The organism is Chryseolinea soli (assembly GCF_003589925.1).
In the GTDB taxonomy this organism is placed as follows: domain Bacteria; phylum Bacteroidota; class Bacteroidia; order Cytophagales; family Cyclobacteriaceae; genus Chryseolinea; species Chryseolinea soli.
Genome location: NZ_CP032382.1, coordinates 5722914 through 5738618, shown reverse-complemented (window position 1 = coordinate 5738618; position 15705 = coordinate 5722914). Strand labels below are relative to the sequence as shown.

The 15705-nt window shown below is 46.9% G+C and carries 7 protein-coding genes; 1 reads left to right on the top strand and 6 read right to left on the bottom strand.

Features of this window, described 5'->3' with window-relative positions; all coding sequences use genetic code 11:
- Nucleotides 1-165: 165 nt before the first annotated feature.
- The 6 genes from D4L85_RS24085 to D4L85_RS24060 all read right to left on the bottom strand — a co-directional run bounded on the left by D4L85_RS24085 (nucleotide 166) and on the right by D4L85_RS24060 (nucleotide 13361).
- The gene (locus D4L85_RS24085) at nucleotides 166-669 is read right to left on the bottom strand and encodes a hypothetical protein (RefSeq protein WP_160143965.1); all 504 of its coding nucleotides are present in this window, start codon (nucleotides 667-669) and stop codon (nucleotides 166-168) included.
- 46 nt (nucleotides 670-715) lie between these two features.
- The gene (locus D4L85_RS24080; protein WP_119756709.1) at nucleotides 716-1252 is read right to left on the bottom strand and encodes a hypothetical protein; all 537 of its coding nucleotides are present in this window, start codon (nucleotides 1250-1252) and stop codon (nucleotides 716-718) included.
- A 203-nt stretch (nucleotides 1253-1455) separates the two neighbouring features.
- Complete coding sequence (locus D4L85_RS24075; protein ID WP_160143964.1) at nucleotides 1456-1920, bottom strand: hypothetical protein; 465 nt, start codon at nucleotides 1918-1920, stop codon at nucleotides 1456-1458.
- Nucleotides 1921-1981: 61 nt separating this feature from the next.
- Nucleotides 1982-8497: a DUF6443 domain-containing protein gene (locus D4L85_RS24070; RefSeq protein ID WP_119756707.1), complete on the bottom strand. Its 6516-nt coding sequence runs from the start codon at nucleotides 8495-8497 to the stop codon at nucleotides 1982-1984.
- 47 nt (nucleotides 8498-8544) lie between these two features.
- Nucleotides 8545-12192: an RHS repeat domain-containing protein gene (locus D4L85_RS24065; RefSeq protein ID WP_119756706.1), complete on the bottom strand. Its 3648-nt coding sequence runs from the start codon at nucleotides 12190-12192 to the stop codon at nucleotides 8545-8547.
- A 410-nt stretch (nucleotides 12193-12602) separates the two neighbouring features.
- Nucleotides 12603-13361 (bottom strand): hypothetical protein, encoded by a 759-nt coding sequence (locus tag D4L85_RS24060; protein WP_160143963.1) that lies wholly within the window; start codon nucleotides 13359-13361, stop codon nucleotides 12603-12605.
- Between the two features lie 610 nt (nucleotides 13362-13971).
- On the opposite strand from D4L85_RS24060, the gene D4L85_RS35075 reads away from it, so the two are divergent.
- Entirely contained in the window at nucleotides 13972-15507 is a 1536-nt protein-coding gene (locus tag D4L85_RS35075) for a fumarylacetoacetate hydrolase family protein (protein ID WP_335621949.1), read from the top strand.
- Nucleotides 15508-15705: the final 198 nt, after the last annotated feature.

Genomic DNA, 15705 nt, shown 5'->3' with positions numbered 1-15705 from the left:
AAAATCAGAATGGCAGAGATTTTCATAGCCGTTAACCTCTTTTTATTCATAATTATCAATTACGTGCCAACGTGCAAGCTTATTAAAAAGATTCGCGTTAGTTCTATTTCGGAACAACTTGTCTCAAACTCACAAAAATACATTAGGTGGCTCCATAATCGCATTTCATTTTCCCTTCTTTTCAAAATCACCAATCATTTTTTTTAACATTTTACTTTCTCCCTCATTAATTAATCCCTCTTGCTGATAGGGCACAATGCAATCAATGACAAAATCTAACTCCATTCGATTTGCAATCCTTTTTCGCTTCAGTATTTTCGCCATTTTATTGACTCTTTTATACTCAATTTTTTCTTCGCGTATTCTGTCCCAAAAGAAATTTACATCCGGACCTGAACCCTCTTGAAAATAGATCAAAATCCCATTCTTTGTATCTTCGAGCGCTCTGAGCGTTTTAAATTTGAAGTTTGGATCCAAAATATCTGCCTTACTACTCTCATAAACAGAAATAAATTGCGCGATATCACTATCTCTCAGATCCTTCGGGCGAAACTTCTTAACCGATTCAATAGCGATGTCTATCGCCTTGCTTAAAACCTCAGCCTGTTCTTCATAAGATTTCTTCGACATAGATTTCAACTTCTTTCCAAGGGTAAGAACCAAAGCCATGCCAACAAAGTTTTCATGTTGGCACATCCACCTTAGTCCTTCGTAGTTAACGGTAAGGTAGACTGCCTTCATCCGCCAGCTCAAAATCCGCATCTTCAGAACGAAATATCTCTTTTAATATTCTTGCAAGTAGGTACCCGCCAAACCTGGCGGCAATCCGGATATCAACTAAGAAATATGCAAAGGGTTGTTCTACTGTTACAAATTTACCTACTTCCTCGTTTAGAAGTCGCTCGAGTTTCTGTCTTTGCGCCATACTTAACGGTTTTAACGGGATATAAATTGCTATGCCGAAAGCGATATCGCTCTCCTCGATATTGAGTTCGGGAAAATGAGCACGGTGGATCAGTTGCATCACAATCGATTCTTTAATTTTGATGTTCACAACAAAATCCCTGTTGAATTTCTTAATGGAGAAATCAAACACAACTTTTCGCAGTACGTATCGCGCTTTTGACGACAATCGTTTTGGCCTAAATTTTGCCTCATGCAGACCCCTTTTTTCCCTGATGTTTATCACAAGCAGCCTGACGACTGCAGCAAATAATATCCCTGTGATAAATCCTAATATTAATTTGTCCATCTATTGTCGCAAAAATTTGGCTTGCTCAGTTGTGGCATTCGCGGTTTCTAACATACCCGTAGCAGCTCTGTTTCCGTTAGGGTTGTAAAAGCTACCCTGACGTTACTCAAGTGATCCTTAAGTTGTATTGATACGCAGGTGAACGACCCAGAAAATCACACCGTTCGGATGACAGCCTTCTATAAATTGTAAGTTCTCGCATTTCATTTTCCCTTCTTCTGAAAATCAAAAATCATTTTATCTAACATTATACTTTCTTCATCACTAATTAGTCCTTCCTGCCGATAGGCCACAAGGCAATCAGTCACAAAATCCATTTCCATTCGATTCGCAATTCTTTTTCGCTTCAGTATTTTCGCCATTTTATTGACTCTTTGGTACCCAATTTTTTCTTCGGCTATTCTCTTCCAAAAAAAATTCACATCCGGACCGGAACCCTCCTGAAAATAGATCAAAATGTCATTCTTTGCGTCTGCCAGTGCGCTTAGTGTTCTAAATTTGTAGTTTGGATTTAGGATATCATTTTTATATCCTTCATAAACAGAAACAAAATGTGCAAGGTGAACATCAGTAAAATCCTTCGGGCGAAATTTCTTAAATGCTTCAACAGCGATGTCTATCGCCCTGCTTAAAACCTCTGCCTGTTCTTCATAAGATTTCTTCGACATAGAATTTTTTTTAAAAAAATGCTTTTCTTTTTTATTGCTTTTCAAAAATAACATCAAAAAATCACAGCTCGAACTTCATTGAGTCAAAAAATTTCTTTACTGTTTCCATGTATTTGTTCAGTTTGTCATTATTCGGACCTACGCCATTGTATTCGTTGCCGGAAATTCCCTTGGATCTAAAATACTCAATTTGCAATTGTTCGCTGCCTCTGATAGCCCAATAGGCAGGATCACCAGCTCTCATTTTATACCCCCCTGGAACATATGCCTTTTGCCATGTCGACGGTATTGCCTTTCCAAAGCCTTTGTCATCCAATGCTTTATGATTTTTGTCTCTGTCGGCCACTATTGACGAAGGAGTGCCATACCCACTAGTTCTTCCGACGTAGACCTTTCCAGTGGTGGGGTTGACCTTAATATAGGTTGCGTAATAAAAAGCTTCTTCATTCATATTCCTAACGAGATCATAAGCTATTGCACCGGACATTAATGCCGCACCAGCCAATTCACCGATCGGTATTGGACCATCAGCTGCCGAAAGTGTGATTGCGAAGGGAACGGCAGCCTTTGTTGTTGCCCATTTGTCACTTTGAGGTATTTCTGGATGAATTTGAACGACGGTTGGATTGGGGCCAAATGATGGCGCATTCGATGCACAAAGACACCCATTTATGGTTTGACTCGAACCAGCGGAGGGCACTTCTGATCCCGAGTTATTACCTGAGCCACTGCTTGCACCGCTTGAACCACTATCGGCACCACCACTATCTGAACCGCTTCTTGGACTAGACCCGCCTGTGGGGCTAAGAGAATTTGGACCACCACCATTGACATCCTCACTGGATAACCCAAAGAAATCGATGAATCTAACGGGATTATTATATGCAAATGAGTATGGGCTCAAGGATGGAAAAAAATCGGCCAAGGGATCAGTTGCTGTCCAACGCCCAACCTCTGGCATGTTCATTCGCGCCCCGTAGTCAAGCCAGTTTATCGCCAATTCATCTTGTAATTCTTTACCATTGAATTTGTAGTCTTGCTTCATGGAATTTTCTCTCCTGAAAGAGTTAAATGCCAGACCAAATGGATAATAATCATCCTGCTGAACAATCGCCGACTTCGTTTGAGTTACCTTAAAATCGTCAAAGTATACTTCAACTGGAGATGTCTCCTCGTTGCTCAAATAGATGTAAACGTATCCAGCTTCATTTACGGAAATATTGTCAAAGAATAGCCGCTCATGGGCCACGTCGCCGCCTGTCTCTTTCGGAGTTGTCGATATCCTCTTAAAGCCTCCCGACTTAAAATTATAGTTTCTGTCGAAAATGAGATAATTAAGGTAGGCCTTCGGACCGCCCGTGCTTCCAGATGTATTTAAAAGACCCGCAAAGGGAAACGATGATGTACTCGAAGCATAGCTGCCACCATCTACAACTGTACCAGCAGGCGCCGTTCCCGCGGCAATTTGAGCCAGTAGCGTATTTAAAGCCGCTGTTCTGTTCGTCGAGTTCGTATCAATGTATTTCGCGAATACTTCCATGTTGATCACGTCCCCAGGCATAACGCTTAACGATCGAGCCAACCCGTACTTTTCGTTAGCGGACCCGTTCAGTCGTTGCGCGTAGCCGATAGCCGTTCCATTAGTATGATCGAATAAAGAGGATTGCACCTTTCGCACTGACTCATACCTTAGAAAATTGCTTTGATCCGCAGTCGCGTTAGCGGTCTCCAATGTTCCCGTCACCGTTTCGGACGACTGGAGCGTAGTGAAGGTTAGTCTAACGTTACCCAAGTGATCCTTGAGTTCGTATTGATATTCAGGTGTTGATGTTGTCAAGACAGCTCTTCCTTCTTCATGCGTTGCAAATTTCAGTGAATCGTTCTGATATATAAATTGCCCGGCATAGTCCGTTCGCCGACTACCCGTTGTGCCGAACATTTGCTGGAACAATTTTCGCCCGGAAGCATCATAGACGTAGGTTATGTAATCCGTTGAACTTTTTATCACCTTCCTTGGCAGGTTCATGTAATTGTAGGCCATTGAACTTACGCCTTTGTTCGCGTCGGCACTCATGCTTCCGTTTTGATCGTAAGAATACTCCGTAGCCTGTTTTACTAATTCTTTAAATCCTTGCTCTTGGGAATTCAATACCATGGCATCATCAACTTTCACCAATTGATTCCCCACATAGGAATATGCCAGGTTGTCCATTAACCCGAATGAATTGGAGCCATTCTTGCCGTTTCGAGTGAGTTTCAAAATATTTCCATTCAAGTCGTAGCCTTTTGCATTAACACCACCTATCGTCTCTCGATAACGATCGTTTTGTCCGGCCACATCTAAATTAAAGTACCGAGCGTCCTTTAATTGGTTTAAAGTATCATAGTAGTAACCATAGGATTGTTTGAAGCTTCCCCCATTTCTCCAGATTACTTCACTTATATTTCCGTTGTACTGAGCAGTGCCGCCATTCACCGTCGGATCATAAGTCTTCAAAACCTCAGCAAAAAGCCGCGGGTTTAACACCGGATCGTTAATAGATATAAGCCATCCTCTAATATTGTAGCGATAGTCAATGCTCTCTTTAGCGTCTGTGGCTGTAGCATTGGTGCTATGTAACCGCTTTTCTGTTACTTGACCCAGATCATTATAGTTGAAATGACTAATAACATACTTCGTATTATTATTCACTTGATGCCAAAGATTGGTCGGCCTTTGTAAAAGATCATACTCTATCTCCCTATTAATAACCATCGCAGAGCTACCGAAGGAAGATTTTGCATAAGCAATGCTTGAATTCTGGGAATAGAATAAGGCAACAGCGTTTAGGGCCGTAGTGGAGCCCGATGTTGGAGAGCCCAACGTCGCACCATTCAATTTATAGATAATTTGCCCCCCACTTCTCTCGATTCGCAAAGTATCACCAGAGCAATACGTACCTATTGAAGTATACGTACCAGATTCAGCTTTCACCAAATTACCTCCAGCCTGAAGAAGCAGGCCGTAGTTTACTAGTGCCGGATTTCCGTTGGGATTTTGAGTAGCCAACCCAAACATCCGATAGGTCCATTCCTCAGAAGCAGTTATCTCCAGAAAGCCAGAAGTATTTGCTGAAAGAGTTTCAATTGAGGTGGCACTCGCGTCCCAATTATCAGATAATCCTCCGCTTTTTACTACCTTGTTGCCCTCCATACTTGTATTCAATGAGCTCGTCCAGGTAATGACACGGGATTGATGTGTTGTTTTGGTTTTGAGTAGGTTTGCAAAATCGTATAGTGATGAAATCCGATCTTTGCCGCCTTTGTAATTATCCGAAACAGTCTGTACTAATCTGTATTTATCGTCGTAATATTGATATGAAGTCAGCCACTGAACCTCACCAAAAACTTCCCCGTCCAAAACCCTCACCTTGGTTCCTGTTACTAGCCCTTTGACAAACTGTTGCGCAATTGAGGGAAGGCCGACAATATCACTTGACAAATATGCATAGTCACTTGGTTTACGAATCGCATTTTTAAAAGCATAGTCATCGTAATAAGTCACCGTTAGACATTCCGTCGACAACAATTGGTCAGGAAACGACTTATTTGTATAGCCGTGCATATCATTTCCCCGTTCTTCATACCACGCCTTTCCAGAAGCAAGATTATTGTAATAGTTATTAATATAATCCTGCACAAAGGATCTTGTCCATCCGTAAGGATCGGGCAGGAGCGCAGTGATAATAGGGCGGTTATTCGCATCATATTTAATTACTGTCCATTCGCGCGGCGATTTGGCACGTTGTACTCCATCTTGGATCATTACTAACCTATCGCGAGGATCATAAGCCAAATACACTGGCTCTGCGCCTGGCACCCATTTTTCGATCATCCTACCGCGTCCGTCGTAGATGTAGTAATATGCCCATTTTTGAATATCTGACTGTGCTGGCAGAACTGTGTCATTTTGATGAAGCACGATACTCAGCATTGGCTGAAAAATATACCTTAAATTGCTGTAGTCATCATATAAAAAGTAGGTAAAAGTCCACTGCTTCACGTCATTTAGATTTGCTGAGGTACTTCCATAGACTTGTACCTTTCTTAGCACCCTTTGGCCGTTCCGATTGAAATATTCTCTAACTGCATTCCCATGCTCGTCAAGTGTGCTAGCTATGGTCAGTTGATTGCTACTATAATATCCACCGGTTTCTATCACGCCCGCACTGGGAATTTCCCGAGTAATGACTCCCGTTCGGGATACTCTCCAACAAATTACTTTTTCGGCTGTGGCACTTCCCGTGACACTATGAACATTAACAAATAGATCGCGTTTGATGAACTTATTGTTTCCCCCACTGCTCGTCGGCGCCCATGCTTTTCCCGGCCTGTACTCCTTACTCGGTCGGTCCAGTGATCCATCGAATTTAATCTCGCTAAATGGACGCTGATCATCGACAATGTTATCCCCCAAAGCATTATAGAACACATACTGCGGGGATGAGGTATAATTAGCATTTGTAGTCCCAACTGGATTGACCTGATAGTCTCCGTTAGTCGAAGAAGATTTATAAGGAAGATACAATAAAGCCTCACGACCAAATTGATCATACACTCTCGGCGTTACAATGTCTTTACTTGCGGATCCTTGAGTGATAACACTTTGCATAGGCCTTCCCAAGCCATCATAATATTCCGTAGATTCAAGGCGATTGCCTATGGAAAGGGGCACTACTGCTGCCGCCGCCGTTACCGGCGTGGTTAAAGTCTCCGTCCGCACGTAATTATAATTATTCGGCGGCGCGATAAAAACATTCACATCATCGATCGCATAATCCGTCAGATTATCCGTAGCCTTTAGCCGAAACACATAATTCCCAGCCACCAAATTGGTAAGCGTAAGCGTAGACGTTGCATTCCGTGTCCCCGTCCCCGAAGCCGAACTGTTCATCGTAACAGTCGGGCCCGACACCTGCGACCAACTCATACTCGCAATGTTTCCATCGGTATCCGGCTCAGAAGCCGTCCCGGTCACCACCAAGCTGGCTAATGGCAAAGCGACTGATTTGTCAACACCGGCGTCCGCCACCGGAAATGTGTTTCTTATCAGGGTCACCGGCAGCGACGTACTCGTGCAAAGTGCAGTCGCGGTAACGGTGTATGCACCGGCGAGGTGGGCTGAGTATGTATTGCCTGTGCCATACTGCAAGGGCGCCCCATCCTTGAACCATTGGTAAGTGGTGTTCGCGGCGCTGGGAACAGAAAGGGGTGGCCAGCAGTTGGAACAAAAGCGCACGTTCCCGGAGGCCGGCGTAGTGGTAACGTTAGGCAAAGGATTGACGACAATGGCCAAAGGCGTTGTCGTATTACTGGCACTGGTAGTGGACAAGCAAGCGCCTCCCGAAGTGAGTCCCGTCACATCGAGCGAAATCACGTCACCGCTCGTAAATTGTGTAGCGGGAGCGTTGGGATCACTGCTCACCACGATGTTGATCGACTGCGTCGTCCCCAACGTTGTTGTGCCATTTTTCCAGGTATATGTACTGGCGGGTTGTGACGAGGTTAGCGTAATGGTCTCCCCGGGACAATAGTTCTTTTTGCCCGTGGGGATCACGATGTCAATGGTGGGCGTAGTGCCGTTGGTCACGTTGATGTAGTATGGGTTAGGCAATGGCGCCAACAATGGCGCACCCGTCTGCGCGTTCGTACACCACGCATCGCTGGTCACCTCCACCTGGATGTAGCTGCCGGCGGTCACGCCTGTATAGGCATGGGTGTTGCTTGTCGTATAGGCCCCAGGGCTTCCGTTATACAGCCATCGATATTGAATGTTGCCTACAGCGCTTGAAACACTGACGGAAGCATTTTGAACACGGTTTGGGTCGCTGGCACAGATCTGCCCGTTAGCAAAAAAGTTGGCACCCATGATCTTTCTGCGTGTCACGTAAAAGGTGTCCGCTGGGGTTATGGTGGACGGAGGTGTCGGATTGACGGTGAGGCAGGCAAACTTGCTGGTCATGACCACTTTTGCATTATGGCTACCCGGCGACAGGTTGACCGTGTTGTAGTCATAATAGGTTTCCATGCCAGTGTACACCAGCGTATTGTCCACGTACCAGGCATAGGTCGGGTTCGTGCCTCCATTGGTGGGCGTGGGCGTGAGCCGGACGATCGTGCCCGCATTCTGACAGATCGCGGGGTTGTTGGTTGCCAGGGTTACACTTGGCGTTACCGCACTGATAATGTTCAGGTCAAGCCGGTCGGACGAGCCACTGCTGCCTTGTCCGGGACCGCACGAGTAGTTTACGTAGACTTGGACAGCACCTGAAGTGTTCCAAGTAGCATGCACCTTGTAATAGTTGTTGGCTGTTAAGGTTTCGTAGGTTACCGAACTGGGCGGGCGGCTAAAGTACCAACTGCTGGTCTGGGTTACGAGGGGCGCGCCGCAGTCAGTACCCGTACCATTGATAAAAATATCTACCTGTGCGCCCGCGCACAGCCCTCCACTGTAGCCCAACGTCGCGTTAGGGCCGGCTACAAGCTGGTGTGCCGCCGCGAGCAACAATATGAAGAGGAAAACGATCTTGTTTCTCATATTCTTAACGGATAGGTCTTCAGGGGGAGATTTAAGGTACGACGGGATCACGGCTGTATCTTGTAATAGTAGTCGTAGGTCTTCAGGATGTTGAGGTTGGTATCGCGCGTTAGCTTGAGGCGGCCGAACGTATCATATTCATAGAAGAGCATTTTTCCGTTAGGGTCCATCACCGAAGTGGTGCCCGTGTTGGGGATGTAAGTATACGTCGTCATCTGGGCATCTTTTGGATAGATGCGCACGTCGTCGATAGCGCTGCCTTCTGTGAGGAACATGCTGGAGGAAGAGCTTCCCGTGTAGGTCTTTTGAAGATACTTCCACTTGCTGTCTGTGTCCAGGTACCAATAGTCGATCCAGTAATCACGCGCATTGGGCTTTGTCCAGTTGGCAGTATAGTCGGTGTTCAGGTATTTGTTGCCACTGTGAGCTACAGCCACGTTGTTCACGATGTTGGCGGCACTTGTCTCCTCAAAAGATTCGTAAACAAATTCGGCCACACCATGTGGCGTGGTCACCGTCGTATAAGTAGGATAATCGATCACGCCGCAAGCCCCTACATTCGGAGGGGCAACGCCAGCACCGGTGCCATCCGGCGATGCCGTCAGGGTCACGGTGACCGTGTAATGACCCGGGGCCACATTGTTCATGGTCACCACGGTAAGGCTGCAACCGTTCTTGGCAAGAACGATGTCGTTGTCGCCTGTGATCCCGTTATAACTCATGCGGGTTGTATAGCCGACGGCGGCGCCGTTGACGCTGAGCTTCAGGTAGACCGTCCCGGCGTAGGCCACATTTATGTCATAGCTTTGAGTAACGGTGTTCGAATTGTTACTATTCGGGCTTATCGCCAGGCTCGTCCTGGTTTGAACATTGGACTGCACCGTTGTATAGTACGTGTTTTGAGCGTTCAGCACTTGAGCAACGGGCAGCGATTTATTATAACCATACAGGTAAGAGACCGGCATATCGTTGGCCTTCTGCACAAACTGAACGTTGCCGTTATTGTCATAGCTGAGAAAGCTGGCGCGAAGTTTTTGATTCGGATCCAATGTCACGCCATTTTTGGCGGCATTTATCGTAACCGGTTGGTAGCTTGTTCTGGGCACGTCCACTTCCGACTCCCACACATAAATTTTATCCGCCACCACAAAGCTGGTATCCGAATCGTTCTGACGGAAGGTGGTTGCCTGTGCCGAAACGATCCGCTGGTTGCTATTGTCCGATTTCTGCAAGTAGGTGATCGTCTCTAAGGGCTGACTAATCATATGCTTGCGTTTCATCATGCTCACGCCTTTGGCATTGCCTGAGGTTGCCGATTCGTTGACAGCAGCCATCTGGAATGGGTAGATGTTCTCGGTCACCCGTTGCTCATAGCCGTTGCTATGTGTGGCCACGCTTTTGGTCACCTGCAGATTATTGGGGTCGTAAGTGAGGTTTGTTATGGTTTTGACAAATTTCGTTGCATCATTTTTATCGTACACATATTCCGTTTGCGTGATCGGCAATTTGGCACCACTGCTCTGGGTGAACTTGGCAAATTTGAACTTATCCGGGCTGACTGCCTCTCCAACCTCGTTGTAGCAATAAGCGAATTGGAGGGCAGGGTCCCTGCTGATCAAATCCAGCGGCGGTATGTAATCGTGAACCGCCAAGCTAACATATCGGTCCGTGGTCGTATGAAAAAGAGCATAGTCGGTTGTCATTGACGACACAACTTTGCCCAGGCTGTCAGCGACAACTTTACCCGATAATTGTCCACGCTGCCAGCCAACACTGTTGTTGTACGACTTCGATGACATCATCACAACCTGGTCTACATAGTTTTGGACATTTTCATAGTGATAGCGTGTGTACCCCAACCGCTGCGCGCTATTATTTTCGGTATACTCCGTTACATAATCATATCCAACCGGTGACGAATCAAATGGATCGGCCGCATATGCCGTTCCCGACTGAAAGGTTTGAATCCTGTATTGAATGCCAGGCTCAAGGGCATAGCCCCATTGCAAGTATTGTTGTTCGGCATTGTAATTGAATCGAACCGGATTGAAGTTGGCGTAACCAATGCCGTCTTCAGCAATGCCATAACGATAGGTTTTGACGATCGGGAATGCCGAAGCACCGTCAGAGCTTGTGATCTTTTTTATCCGCAATCCACCGGCTAAAACAGGCGTTCCCGCTTCTGCGTATTTATTGGACTCATATTCAAAAGTCGTATAACCGCCCGTCGGAAAATCGATTCGGTTCAATACGCCTTCCTGCTTGAGCAATTCGTTTGAAGTCCTGTTGACTGCATGGCCAATGTTTACAGTTTCCGGCGTCCCGCCGCTAAAAACCCGCTGTACGATAAGCTGGCGTGGCATGACAAGGTCTGTATTCTGGGTTGCGCCGTTGTAATATCCCCACAAATCTCGTGCGTTCAACGATGCCGTGGCCCCCGCGGTCCATGAGAAGGTTGTTGTTTTATATCCAAACTTGTACCGTTGAATTACCTTGCCACCACTGTCCTGAATATAAACCGCATCCAATTTCAACGCAGCCTTGGCACCAGCAGCGTCTGTAAAATAATTATATTCAAACCGGATGGTTTTTAGTAATACATAGCTTCCGTCGACTAAGTTGAAGACATCAATATGATCCAGGGATTTCAGTGGGCTTTGCACTGTGTTCAAGCCATTGCTTACGTCTTTACGGGTCTCTCCCAGATAAAACTTCACCATACCAGTCTTAAAGGTGATGGTAGAGACCCCTAATTGATTGACATCACTATCGATGTTCGTCAATTGTGGAATAGGGTTATCAATCGGACATGGTATTCTATTCACTGCCACGTCCTTAGAGTTGCAAAGGTCCGTTACCACATACGTGTATGAAATGTCGTGGCTATGAGAAGTGCCAACAGGTTGATAAGCAAACGAGATTTTGTCTTTTGAATTCGGAGCGATCATCTCGGTCATGTGAAAGGCTGTGGTTGCTTGAAATTGCTGACCACCAACATAGGTGGTTGTGCCCTCGGTGACATTATTGCCATTTTCGTCTATCCCGTATCGATAGAGAACACCGTTTTCGTCGGTGATTTCAAATTTATAGGCATTCACCATTTTCAGGGAGATTGGTGCATAAGGTACTAAGTAGGGCTCCAGTGTGTTGGGGGAAGTGGCGCTTTCGCTTACCCAAGTGCCAGTATTTAGAAACATAACCTTGCCCATTCGCCCGCCCGGATAAGAATACATGTAAATGTCCGCTTCCGTGTCGATCACACCTTTATTTGCACGGTTCAGATAGTAGAAATTCTGACATACTGTGGGATTTGGATTGAGCGGGTGTGTAGTGTAATGTTCACTATCAGTTTTGCCCTGGACACTGGCTGAGATCTGGCCGCCTGCAGAAATTCCCCACCCTGTTCCCACCCAACTAGCAACATCCGTAGGCTTAATGCCGGATGCGTGATAACTCAACGTAATCGGTAGGGAAAGCGAACCGTTTTTTATTTCATAAAGGGGAATCGATATATCGGGCAACCCATTGTAATTACTTGCACGGTAGTCGCCAAACTTGCCCAGAGCCGCCACGTTGGGAGACGGCGGGAACGGATGCGGTATTAAGCGATTTACAATCTCCTGCTGGGATTGGGCAAAGGCCGGGCACACCATAGCCAATAGCATGGCTATCGCACCATATGCAATGTGTTTCATAAGTTAAATAGTAAACTGTTGTTCGACGACTAGAGGGCTCCTATGTTCTTTTTTTGAAGTTATACTTACAAAGTGGCAGTGAAAGCTACTGAGCTTCACTCCGATAAAACCTAACAAAATTCAATGCAGCGCTAATCTTTCACACAAAATCTTCCTGCTAACGTGCGTGCATATCAAACGTATGAAATTTTCTTTAAGTCTGTTTCATGTCTGAAAAATATTTTATCAGCGTCTCCAAAACACCACTAAAACAAATCCGGTGGACCTGGCTAAAAATCCAATTCCAAAGAAAGTGCTGAAGTAATTCATTAAGGAGATAAAAGAATCAAATCCTCAGGTTGATATTTACTATTGGAGTGGGATTTTTGAGTAGTGGCTTGCTCTCTAAGCCTACACACTTCCTTCACGCCTCAGCCTACAACAGCATCTACGTTTATCACCCTCAGCCCACTGCTGCCTCCGTTCTGCAAAGGATACAGTTGGCCATTCACCTCCTGCAAAAACGTCACCCCAAAAACTAAAAACATCGGAAGCAAACTTCCCGCTGTGACGTCAACATTCAGGACAAAGGGGCCCTGTTTCGGCGCCGCCAAATCCACATCCACGCTTTTTGAAACACCGGCCACGAACCGCATCTCGCAAAAATCGATCTCCGCCCCGCCCACCACGAGCCGGCAATGCGAAGCACCCGGTAGCACAAGCGCCTCCGCCGGAACAAACTGCGGAAAGGTCACCGTCAATTTTCCTGCAACCCTGTCAATACCTGAAATGAATGGCATCCGGAATATTCGATCTACCGGCGCGTTTATATTGAACTCAAAACCTTTCACGAGCATGGTCGTCTCATCCGTGAGGCCGCGCTGCCCACGCTCACCAACACGATCGTCCTTGATCGCCTTCAGCATCAACTGCGTAAGCCGGCTCGTCATACGTCCGTCGGCGCTGTTTCTCAACAAGGCCTGGAACGCCGACCGCAACAACTTCCCTGCGCGCGATGCCCTCGCGAACTCGGAGTTGTTCTCACGCGTCCGTGCAAATTGAGGCGCATTTTTTATCCGGTAACCGTCCGGCCCACCCTTCCGTCGCACTACAAATCCATCGACTGATTTGTAGAAAGAAAGGTCACCGACGCCCCCTTTCAGTTTTATGATCCCACTTTGTCTTGCCATACCATCCATTTTAAGTCGCCATGTTCAGGGCAGACACCCCATAAGCTCTGCGGCAAAGGAAGACAAAGCAAGGGATTATAAAACACTGAAAAACCTCCCTGACATAAGGATGTATGATGACCGATCGTTTGTACAAAATCCAACGGACAACGAATCGATCATAGGTACAATTGGCGAGGCATTGGCATGTATTGAAACACACCGGAAAACAATAATCCTCGTATGACAAGAGATCTTTCCGGCATTTTAATGCATTACATGTGAAGATTAGCTTATTGTCGCAACCGGCTATTCAAAAAGACATCTCAGACACATCTCCGAGATGTCCCGGACATATCCCAGGTATCTGCCGGGTATTCGATGATCTTAAGAACTCTCGGTACTCGTCCTAGGCCCGATGCAAAGCCTCCCAGTCTGAATAACCCATACCAATCTACAGTGCCAGGAGCGTATGGGTGAAGCCAAGAAAATGATGGTGCGAGTACTAGTTGTTAAGGCTCCCAACAGCGACATTAGTAAAAAAACACGCCCTATGTCCCTTCATCATAAAACGAGTTTGCTTTTCGCTTTTGCGATAGCCTTGTCGTGTCTCCCGTTAACGGCACAGCAAATGGCAACCATCAAGCTTTTCAGATTCGGAGATGTCGGTAGCGAGAAACCGGGGATAGTAACGGCCGATGGGATTCATTTTGATGTGTCGGCATTTGGGGAAGACTATACGGAGAATTTTTTTGCTACGAATGGGATAGCCCGCCTGGAAAAGTGGTTCAATGCCAATCGATCACAGTGCGCTAAAGTGCCCGACCGATCGCGGATCGCTTCTTGCGTCGCGCGTCCTTCTAAAATCGTGGCGATTGGTCTCAATTATCGTGAACACGTTCGCGAAGGCGGCGGAACGGCTCCGGCCGAGCCGGTCATTTTCATGAAGGCGTCGACGGCCATGACGGGGCCATACGACAATGTGATCATACCGCGAAATTCGGTGAAGATGGACTATGAGGTTGAGCTGGCCATTGTTGTGGGGAAGAGAGCTTCTTATGTTCCGGCAGACAGTGCGATGCGCTACATCGCGGGCTTCACCATCATCAACGATTATAGCGAAAGGGAGTGGCAGCTTGAGCGTCCCGGTGGTCAGTGGGACAAGGGGAAAAGCGCCGATACGTTTGCTCCTCTCGGGCCCTATCTGGTTACGCCGGCACAGTCCGGTGATCCGAATCATCTTTCGCTTTGGCTATCGGTTAATGGCAAGAAAATGCAACAGGCCAACACCGCCGACATGATCTTCAACGTCGAGCGGTTACTGAGTGAAGTGAGCAAGTTTATGACCTTGCTGCCGGGAGATGTCATCGCTACCGGGACGCCGTCCGGAGTGGGTTTGGGTCAAAAGCCGCCATTGTATCTCAAACCGGGCGATGTCGTCGAGTTGGGAATTGAGAACCTCGGATCGCAAAAGCAAACTTTGGTTTCGCCCATTCAATACTATTTGGGCGACGACGCCTACAAAGATTATCAGGCCTGGGTAGCGCTTGGCGTAGGAGGTCTTCCGCATACATTTGACGGATATCAAACCGTTAAAAGACTTGGCAAAAACATGAAGAACCCATTCGACGTCGCAAATTTGGAAAGGCATATTGGAAAGGCCGGCGATGTCAGCACATTGAAACGACTCCCCAAGCGAAAAGGCCCGAGACCGACCATTGCGCCGTTTGCCATCCCTCATCGGCAGACCGATCAGCACAATGACACCGTGACCAGAAACGAGGAGCGCAAATGGATAGAAAGCGCTGCCATCCATCAACCGGAGCGGCTGACCTATAAGCGCAGCTTCTTCGAAAAACATAACGATGCCTTGTTTGTTAAAGATAGTCTCACGGGCAATCACACGCTGATGCCTATCACCCACGCCGAGATTGCCCACGTTCATCCGTCCGACGGATCCATGCACATGATCCTAAGTCCCTCCGACGCCAAAGTGGTCATCGAAAGCGGATGGGGTGAACTACACGGACTGGCCGGCCAGGTCTTTGCCCCCGGTCGCGAGCTTGCACCGGGCTACATCATGATCTATTCACCGAGAACAAAAAAGGAGCTCGAGATTGCAAAACAAATCCTGGAAGCGGCCATTCGGTATAATTGTAATCCCTAACCCGGGATTACCTATACATGCGACCATGGTCGATCTTGGAGGGGCATTACAGAGGCACTGATTTGAACACGGCGTTACGTCCGTATGCTCAATGCCTGGCGGCGATTTGACGTGCACGTTCCGGAGCACGCTGAGCAACCCTTTCCTGCCACGGCAGTTCATCGAATAATTTTTGACAAATTCATTCGTTATCCTCAC

Bases quoted from the DNA above. Each gene is read 5' to 3' on its own strand.
- D4L85_RS24085 (WP_160143965.1), bottom strand. From the start codon at position 669: ATGGCTTTGGTTCTTACCCTTGGAAAGAAGTTGAAATCTATGTCGAAG.
- D4L85_RS24080 (WP_119756709.1), bottom strand. From the start codon at position 1,252: ATGGACAAATTAATATTAGGATTTATCACAGGGATATTATTTGCTGCA.
- D4L85_RS24075 (WP_160143964.1), bottom strand. From the start codon at position 1,920: ATGTCGAAGAAATCTTATGAAGAACAGGCAGAGGTTTTAAGCAGGGCG.
- D4L85_RS24070 (WP_119756707.1), bottom strand. From the start codon at position 8,497: ATGAGAAACAAGATCGTTTTCCTCTTCATATTGTTGCTCGCGGCGGCA.
- D4L85_RS24065 (WP_119756706.1), bottom strand. From the start codon at position 12,192: ATGAAACACATTGCATATGGTGCGATAGCCATGCTATTGGCTATGGTG.
- D4L85_RS24060 (WP_160143963.1), bottom strand. From the start codon at position 13,361: ATGGCAAGACAAAGTGGGATCATAAAACTGAAAGGGGGCGTCGGTGAC.
- D4L85_RS35075 (WP_335621949.1), top strand. From the start codon at position 13,972: ATGGCAACCATCAAGCTTTTCAGATTCGGAGATGTCGGTAGCGAGAAA.